This window comes from Pseudoalteromonas sp. BSi20652 (assembly GCF_000239855.1).
GTDB lineage: Bacteria > Pseudomonadota > Gammaproteobacteria > Enterobacterales > Alteromonadaceae > Pseudoalteromonas.
Genome location: NZ_BADT01000076.1, coordinates 1 through 7,679 on the forward strand (window position 1 = coordinate 1; position 7,679 = coordinate 7,679).

General features: G+C 39.3%; 7 protein-coding genes. 4 read left to right on the top strand and 3 right to left on the bottom strand.

Translation table 11 applies throughout. From position 1 onward, the window contains the following. Window positions 1-49: 49 nt before the first annotated feature. Window positions 50-409 (bottom strand): DUF5522 domain-containing protein, encoded by a 360-nt coding sequence (locus P20652_RS12040; RefSeq protein WP_008167516.1) that lies wholly within the window; start codon window positions 407-409, stop codon window positions 50-52. A 43-nt stretch (window positions 410-452) separates the two neighbouring features. On the opposite strand from P20652_RS12040, the gene P20652_RS12035 reads away from it, so the two are divergent. After that, window positions 453-776 (top strand): hypothetical protein, encoded by a 324-nt coding sequence (locus tag P20652_RS12035; RefSeq protein WP_008167517.1) that lies wholly within the window; start codon window positions 453-455, stop codon window positions 774-776. A 69-nt stretch (window positions 777-845) separates the two neighbouring features. Here P20652_RS12035 and P20652_RS12030 read toward each other — a convergent pair whose 3' ends face one another. Beyond that, window positions 846-1,814 carry a class 1 fructose-bisphosphatase gene (locus tag P20652_RS12030; protein WP_008167519.1) on the bottom strand — a complete coding sequence of 323 codons (969 nt, stop codon included), beginning with the start codon at window positions 1,812-1,814 and terminating at the stop codon, window positions 846-848. A 258-nt stretch (window positions 1,815-2,072) separates the two neighbouring features. Here P20652_RS12030 and P20652_RS12025 point away from each other — a divergent pair, with 258 nt between their 5' ends. Both P20652_RS12025 and P20652_RS12020 read left to right on the top strand, forming a co-directional pair. Then, on the top strand, window positions 2,073-4,397 hold the full coding sequence (locus P20652_RS12025) for a zinc-dependent metalloprotease (RefSeq protein ID WP_237707106.1): 2,325 nt from the start codon (window positions 2,073-2,075) through the stop codon (window positions 4,395-4,397). Window positions 4,398-4,784: 387 nt separating this feature from the next. Next, complete coding sequence (locus P20652_RS12020) at window positions 4,785-5,558, top strand: YggN family protein (protein ID WP_008167526.1); 774 nt, start codon at window positions 4,785-4,787, stop codon at window positions 5,556-5,558. A gap of 150 nt (window positions 5,559-5,708) precedes the next feature. On the opposite strand, the gene P20652_RS12015 is transcribed toward P20652_RS12020, so the two are convergent. Further along, window positions 5,709-6,407: a pseudouridine synthase gene (locus P20652_RS12015; protein ID WP_008167528.1), complete on the bottom strand. Its 699-nt coding sequence runs from the start codon at window positions 6,405-6,407 to the stop codon at window positions 5,709-5,711. Between the two features lie 59 nt (window positions 6,408-6,466). On the opposite strand from P20652_RS12015, the gene zapE reads away from it, so the two are divergent. Further along, entirely contained in the window at window positions 6,467-7,576 is a 1,110-nt protein-coding gene (zapE, locus tag P20652_RS12010; RefSeq protein WP_008167530.1) for a cell division protein ZapE, read from the top strand. Window positions 7,577-7,679: the final 103 nt, after the last annotated feature.

Consider the following 7,679-nt stretch of genomic DNA (forward strand, 5'->3'; position numbering starts at 1 on the left):
GATCAGAAGGTAAAAACCAATGCTTACTCGTATTTGTATTAAATAGCCTTTACTTTCTAAAACCATAAGGGCAGTTTTTACAGCCATTTTTACAACAGGTTCCTCGCTTTAAAAAAAACCACTTACTAAATACCATGTAGCCATTTTGCATGGTGTAGTCGAGCTCTTCGATTAAATTGTCGTTACCTCTAAATTGTTTTGCAAAGTCTATTTGGGTTTTAATAGGTTGTGTGTAAACACCCTCTAAAAAAGTATTTATTTTATTAAGTGTGCACTTGCGGCATAAACAACTTGTTGCTGAGGTGTCTAGCGGTAAAATAGCAGGCAGTTCGTTGCACCAACATGCCGATATATTATCTACATTACACGTTACAGTGGTATGGCATTGAGTGCAGTTAAGTTGAGTCATTATAATTCTTTTTAGTAACAGTGAGCCAAGAATAACAAATATTATGAATACACAAAAAGCATTAGCTAAATTTATTACGTTTGGCGAGCAAAGGGACGAAGCTATATCGGTTATTGTTTCAAGCCCTGCTGATAGCGATAAAACTCATTATACTCTCACAACCGAGACTTTAATTGATGTGTTAAAACGTTGTTTAAGTAACGAAATAGACTTGGATGATTTAGAGCTTTGGGCAAACGTAATTGAATCGCGGGATGATATTGATTGTGCTGAGCACGAAGGTTTTATTTATGCGCTCAGTAATAGTGAGCAAATGGGAGAGCTTAATAAGCAAAAGTTAACACAACTTATTGCTTTGATAAGCTAATTTATTTCCGTACAAAAAAATCGCGCTGTTGTAAGCGCGATTTTTTATTTTACTAAACTGACAACGTGTTTACTTATGATATCCCAAACACGTTTCTACTTCGTTTTTAGAGCCTAAAATAACGGCTACTCGCTGGTGGATTGCATCGGGTTGAATATCCATAATACGCTCGGTACCGGTTGAAGCGATGCCGCCAGCTTGCTCTACTAGCATAGCCATTGGGTTTGCTTCGTAAAGTAGGCGCAGTTTATTAGGTTTGTTTGGATCTTTAGTATCGGTAGGGTAAGTAAAAATACCACCACGGCTAAGTACGCGATGAACATCGCCCACCATTGCTGCAATCCAGCGCATATTAAAGTTTTTAGCACGAGGGCCGGTATCACCCGCTTCTAGGTCATTAATGTAGCTTTGCATTGCTGGTTGCCAATGGCGTTGATTAGACGCGTTAATAGCAAATTCGTTAGTATCAGCAGGAATGTCAGCAAAATCTTGTGTTAGTAAAAAGCTGCCTTGCGTTTTATCAAGGGTAAACATACGCGTGCCTTTACCCGTGCTAAGCGCAAGCATGGTCGACGGGCCATAAAGTACATAACCTGCTGCAACTTGCTTGTGACCTGGCTGCATAAAAATACTTTCATCAGCAGCATCAGAACCTTCAGGCGCTTCCATAATAGAAAATATAGTACCTACAAGTGAGTTTATATCGGTATTTGATGAGCCATCAAGGGGATCAAATGCAACAATATATTTAGCATCTTGATTGCCTGCTACTGTGTAGTCTTCTTCCTCAGAAGCGATTGCTTTAACCGTTCCTGATTCCAGTAAAATATCTTTTAACAGCTGATTAGATAATACATCGAGTTTTTTTTGCGTTTCGCCTTGAATGTTTTCATCAAGCGTTGAACCTAATACACCCGAAAGTGCACCTTGGCCAACACGAAACGATATTTCTTTACATGCCGCTAAAATTGTTCGAATTAATGATAAAAGTTCTCTTGGGCAACCGTCTTCAAGTAATACTGGAGGGAGTCTACGCATTTTATTTTCCTAATAAAATATTAAAACTAATCACAAAGTGAGAGAGATTAGCTTAAAGCGCTGAAATTCGTCTTAAATACCTGTATTGTTTAAATAGCACCCTATAATGGGACCACCTAATCGTACTTAAAACACAAATAACAAAGATAAGATTATGAAAAAATACCACTATTATGTTACATATTCCTTACTGTGCTGTGCTCTATCATAACTCAAGCGCACGCAGCAATTAAGTCAATTGATGAATTTACTACGCAAATGAATCATTTTCCGGGCTATTATTCATTTTTTTACGATACCCAAAACGGAAAAGTATATTTAAAAGTTGATAAGTTTGAACAGCAATTTTTACTGCAACAAAGCTTGCCTTACGGTATTGGCTCTAACGATATAGGCCTTGATAGAGGTCAGCTTGGTAATACCCACCTTGTGCAGTTTGAGCGTTTTGGTGACAAAGTAATGCTACGCGCTGTAAATACTTACTATCGTGCAAATACAAGCAACAAGGCTGAACAGCAAAGTATTAAAGAAGCGTTTGCATCAAGCATACTTGCTGGCTTTAAAGTGGTTGCTGAAGACCCAAAAACCGCATTGATAGACTATACGCCTTACTTATTAAGCGATGTGCATGGCGTAAGCAGAACGCTTGCTGCGCGTAAACAAGGTAACTTTAGCCTTGATGAGTCGCGTAGCGCGGTTTATATGAATCGTTCAAAAGCATTTGTAAAAAATACCGAGCTTGAAGCCGTACTTACATTTAAAGGCACAAAACCAGGTGAGTTTGTTCGCCAAGCAAGCGCAGACCCATACGCCCTTACGGTTCATATGCATCATTCACTTATTCAATTACCAGATGATAACTACACGCCTCGTAAGTTTAATGCGCAATCAGGTTTTTGGAGCATTGAACATAAAGATTACGCAGCATCGCTTGGTGAATCTATGTACGTGCGTTATATACCACGCCATCGTTTAGTTAAAAAAGATTCGAGTCTGCCTATTAGTGAGCCAGTTGAACCTATTGTTTATTATTTAGATCCCGGCGTGCCAGAGCCTGTAAAAAGCGCGTTACTTGAAGGTGGGAAGTGGTGGAATGATGCATTTAATGCCGCAGGTTACAAAAACGCATTTATAGTGAAAGTGCTGCCAAGTAGTGCCGATCCTATGGATATTCGTTACAACGTAATCCAATGGGTACACCGAGCAACGCGAGGTTGGTCATACGGAAGTTCTGTAATTGACCCTCGTACAGGGGAAATTCTTAAAGGGCATGTAACACTTGGCTCATTGCGTGTTCGCCAAGATATTTTAATTGCTGAAGCACTCGCTGCTCCTTATTTAAAAGGCAATGAAGTTGCTAAAAACTTACAAGCGATGGCGCTTGATCGTATTCGTCAATTAAGTGCGCATGAAATTGGCCACACGTTAGGTATTGCTCATAACTTTGCAGCATCGGTGGGGGATAGAGCTTCTGTTATGGATTACCCACATCCGCTACTTAGTTTTAATGAACAAGGTAAGCTTGATGTAACACGCGGTTATGCAACGGGCATGGGCATATGGGATACTCAAGTAATTAAATATGGCTACAGCGATTTTACTAATCAAGATGAAAGTGCAGAGCTTGTCGCTATATTAAAAGAGAACAAAGCAAAAGGGCTTGAGTTTATATCAGATAGCGACGCTCGTGCTAAAGGTGGCGCGCATCCAACGGCTCATTTATGGGATAACGGTACTAACCCTTCACAGGAGCTTTTAAGAGTACTAGATGTTCGTAAAAAAGCGCTTTCGCAGTTTGGTATTAATAATATTAAAACGGGCGATTCTTTATCGCAGTTAGAGGAAAAACTAGTTCCACTTTACTTATTTCATCGTTTTCAGGTTGAGGCTGCGGTTAAACTTATAGCGGGTGTTGATTACGAATACGAAACACGCGGTGACTCACCCGTAAAAGGGGCACAAGTTGTTAATAAAAAAACACAGCAAGAAGCGGTAAACGCTATTTTTGCAACGCTTAAGCCAAGTAACTTATTGTTACCAGAGTCTGTTTTGTCGCTTATTCCCCCAAAAGCATATGGCGAGTCTAAGTCTCGTGAAAGTATAGTCGGGCGTACTGGTTTAACACTCGATGCAATGGCGTTACCAGAAGTTGCTGTACAACATAGCTTATCTTTATTATTAAATGCCCAGCGCTTAAATCGCCTAGCGCAGCAACAAGCGCGTAGTAATGATTTTTACAGCTTAGATGAGCTATTAGAGCAATTGTATAGCCAAGTATTTAACGTATCATCACCAAACACTATGATGGGTAAAATTACTCAACGCGTGCAGTTTTTAACTGCAAAAACGATGGCTGATTTAGTCGCAAACGATGCAGTAAGCCCGGAAGTACAAGCGCAGTTGAGTTACTACTTGGTGAAGTTAAGTGAAGATTTTAATCAAAATTCAATGCTGAGTCATACCAGCACAGGCGAAAGTGCGTTTAGGCAATATTTAGCGGATCAAGTAAATCAATTTATAAAAACGGGTAAGTGGTCTAGTAATTTTAAAGCGTTACCAATACCACCTGGTTCGCCAATTTGAATATATTATTACCAAAAGGAGACAATCAGCAGTAAATATTGTTTCCTTTTTGCTGTGCAAGGCTCTGCGTTAAATCGTGTTGTAGCTAAACACTTATTAAAGTAAATAAAAGATTATTATCATCACAGAGAAGTGAAAGAGAAGACAAGGAAAAGTGCACTTTTTTTTGTTGGTGTAGCGCGAATCGCCTCTGTGCCCTAGGCGGTGAATTCTAAATGAGCGCGATGTGAAATAGCACCTACGCAGTGGTGTTTGCGCTGAATTAGGTGAGGTTTCACACCGCGCTTTATTAACTCGACGCTTGTATTCCTGCCATTACTTTTACTTGCATAAAGTGGGTTTTTTGTTAACCTACCTGCCTTCCATTTTGGTCTTTTTGAGGTGTTTATGGCGTTTTTATCTCGTTCGATATTGGCGTTGTCCATTGCTCTTACAAGCACCAGTGTATTAGCTCAAGCACAATGCGATGTAGAACTAAGGCATGGATTAATTATTACCGACGATGTAATTCGTATTGTTGATAAAGGCCAAACACGTGTGCAAATTAATAATAATAACCAGTTGTTTATTCGTGGTTATTGGGTTGATTTGAGCGACGATGAAAGCAAAGTACTTGAACAATTTAGTAATGGTATTCGCCACACAGTTCCTGAATTAGTTAATTTAGCCACCGATGGCGTTAATTTAGGTTTAAGTGCGATAGAACATGTAGTCGAAGGCATGTCAGACAAAGAACCCGAAGTACTTAAAACCCAACTTCAATATGTAGAGCGCGCGCTAATGGATAAATTTAAGCGCGGCGACGACTTCTTTTTTATAGCACCACAATCACTTTCTCAAATTGATGATTTTTTTACTAAAGAGATCAGTCAAAAAATACACTCTGCGGTACATGGTTCCCTTGGCGCTATTTTAGTGTCGTTAGGGGATGCGTTTAAATCGCGCGAAGGCAATATAGAAGATCGCATAAACGACATGGGTGAACGAATGGATATTATTACCAAAGAAATTGATAAGTCATTACAAAAAAAAGCGCATCAACTTGAGCTTAAAGCCTCTGAATACTGCGAATATCTAAATGTACTTGATGTAACGGAATCACGCCTGCAAGCAATTGTGCCTGGTATGGCTGACTTTGATTTAGTTCAGATAAAGTCTTAATTTTTTTATTAAAGTGAAAAAGAGATTGTTATCACCACCGATGACACAGAGAAAACAAGGAGAAGTGATTTTTATTTCTCAGTGTGGCGCGCACACCTAGGTGGCAAATTTGTGTTCTAGGTGAGGTTTTACACTTCGCTGTATTGTTTTTTACAGTTTTATCTCGTCTGCTGTTAGTAATCTATATTCACCACTTGCTAGGTTTTCATCTAATTTAATGCCTGCAATTTGTTCGCGGTGTAGTTCAACAACTTTATTATCTACGGCATAAAGCATACGCTTAACCTGATGAAATTTACCTTCACTTATTGATAAACGCAGCCCGTAATTAGCAAGTCGTTCGGCAATAGCAGGGCGCGTTAAATCTTTTTCATTATGTAGCATGACACCTGTGCGCAATTGCTCAAGTGCTTCATCGGTAATGGGTTCTTGGGTTTCGACTAAATAGGTTTTAAATTTATTACTTTTAGGTGAGGTGATTTTATGCGACCACTCGCCATTGTTTGTAATAATCACTAAGCCCGTGGTGTCTATGTCTAAGCGACCAGCCACGTGAAAGTCACTCATGTTTGGCTCATCGAGTAAATCAAATACTGTTTTGTGAAGCTCGTCGCTATTGGCGCTAACGTAACCAACTGGTTTATTTAGCATGTAGTAGCGTTTACCTAAAAATACCAACGGGGAGCCTTGAAAAAGCACGTCGTCTTGCTGAGTAATATGAGAGTCATATGAGGTTACCACTTCGCCATTAACGCTTACTTCTTTGCGTTTTATACTAGCACGGGCTTTTGAGCGAGGTAGCTCTGCTAAGTGGCTAATAAATTTATCTAAGCGGCAAGGGAATTTCATTTTGGTTCACATTTTTAGTCGGCTACAATGAGGGCGATTATAGCCGATAGTGAAATACCATGACAGTGCACAGCACACAAATTTTAAGTCTATATCAAGCAAAAGTCGCCTCTGGTGAGCTTTGCTTTGATGTTGCTCAGCATAACGCAGTGAGCGCATTAAATACCTTAAGTGAGCAAGTACAAGCACATCATAATTGGTGGCAAAAAGCGCCATTAATAAAAGGTGTTTATTTGTATGGCCCCGTTGGGCGTGGTAAATCTATGTTGATGGATTTATTTTATAAGCACTTATCTATTACTCAAAAGCAGCGTTTACATTTTCATCACTTTATTGCGCAAGTACATGCTCAACTAGCGCAATTGCAAGGTCAAAAAAATCCATTAAATTTAATTGCAAAACAGTGGGCTAAAAATATTCGCGTACTGTGTTTTGATGAATTTTTTGTGAGCGACATTGGTGATGCCATGATTATGGCTAGGTTATTTAATGCGTTGTTTGAACAAGGTGTCGTGCTGGTGGCCACATCGAACGCAAAGCCTGAGCAGCTTTATTACAATGGCTTACAACGTGCACGGTTTTTACCTACTATCGATTTAGTCAATAATCATTGTCATATTATTAACGTGGCGGGAGAGGAAGATCATCGCTTTAGACACGGTAAAAAAAGTAGTCACTATTTTATTGGCTTATCTGAGTCAGCGTTTAAATCTGCATTTTTAATTGACTATCCTACAGCAGTACAAAGCAACACAATTAGTGTGCATGGACGTGAGTTACTCTTCCTACTAAAAGCCGATAACGCATTAATGATTGATTTTATGGCGCTGTGCTCAGGCCCTCGTAGTGCTAACGATTATATGTTTTTAGCAAAACAATTTGATGTTTTGTATTTATCAAACGTGCCAAAAATGGGTGTAAAAGCAACGGGTAAAGTTATTGTGCATGGTATTGAAGACAGTTACCAACGCGAAAAGCAAACGCTCGATGAGCATACTTTAGATGACGAAGCGCGTCGTTTTATTGCTTTAGTGGATGAGTTTTACGATTGCCATAAATTGCTGGTGATAAATGCACAGACCGACATTGAACATTTGTATAAAGGTAAAAAGTTGAGCTTTGAATATGCACGAACGCAATCACGCATAGTCGAAATGCAAAATTGGTAACGCTTTGGTTTGATATATGTTGTAGATGTAGATTTTGCTCACGCGAAAAGCGCAGCGCTCTCTAACCCTCTTTGTAAATAAATGACTTAAAATCTTATTGCAC

Bases quoted from the DNA above. Each gene is read 5' to 3' on its own strand.
- P20652_RS12030 (WP_008167519.1), bottom strand. From the start codon at position 1,814: ATGCGTAGACTCCCTCCAGTATTACTTGAAGACGGTTGCCCAAGAGAA.
- P20652_RS12020 (WP_008167526.1), top strand. From the start codon at position 4,785: ATGGCGTTTTTATCTCGTTCGATATTGGCGTTGTCCATTGCTCTTACA.
- P20652_RS12015 (WP_008167528.1), bottom strand. From the start codon at position 6,407: ATGAAATTCCCTTGCCGCTTAGATAAATTTATTAGCCACTTAGCAGAG.
- P20652_RS12040 (WP_008167516.1), bottom strand. From the start codon at position 409: ATGACTCAACTTAACTGCACTCAATGCCATACCACTGTAACGTGTAAT.
- P20652_RS12025 (WP_237707106.1), top strand. From the start codon at position 2,073: ATGAATCATTTTCCGGGCTATTATTCATTTTTTTACGATACCCAAAAC.
- P20652_RS12035 (WP_008167517.1), top strand. From the start codon at position 453: ATGAATACACAAAAAGCATTAGCTAAATTTATTACGTTTGGCGAGCAA.
- zapE (WP_008167530.1), top strand. From the start codon at position 6,467: ATGACAGTGCACAGCACACAAATTTTAAGTCTATATCAAGCAAAAGTC.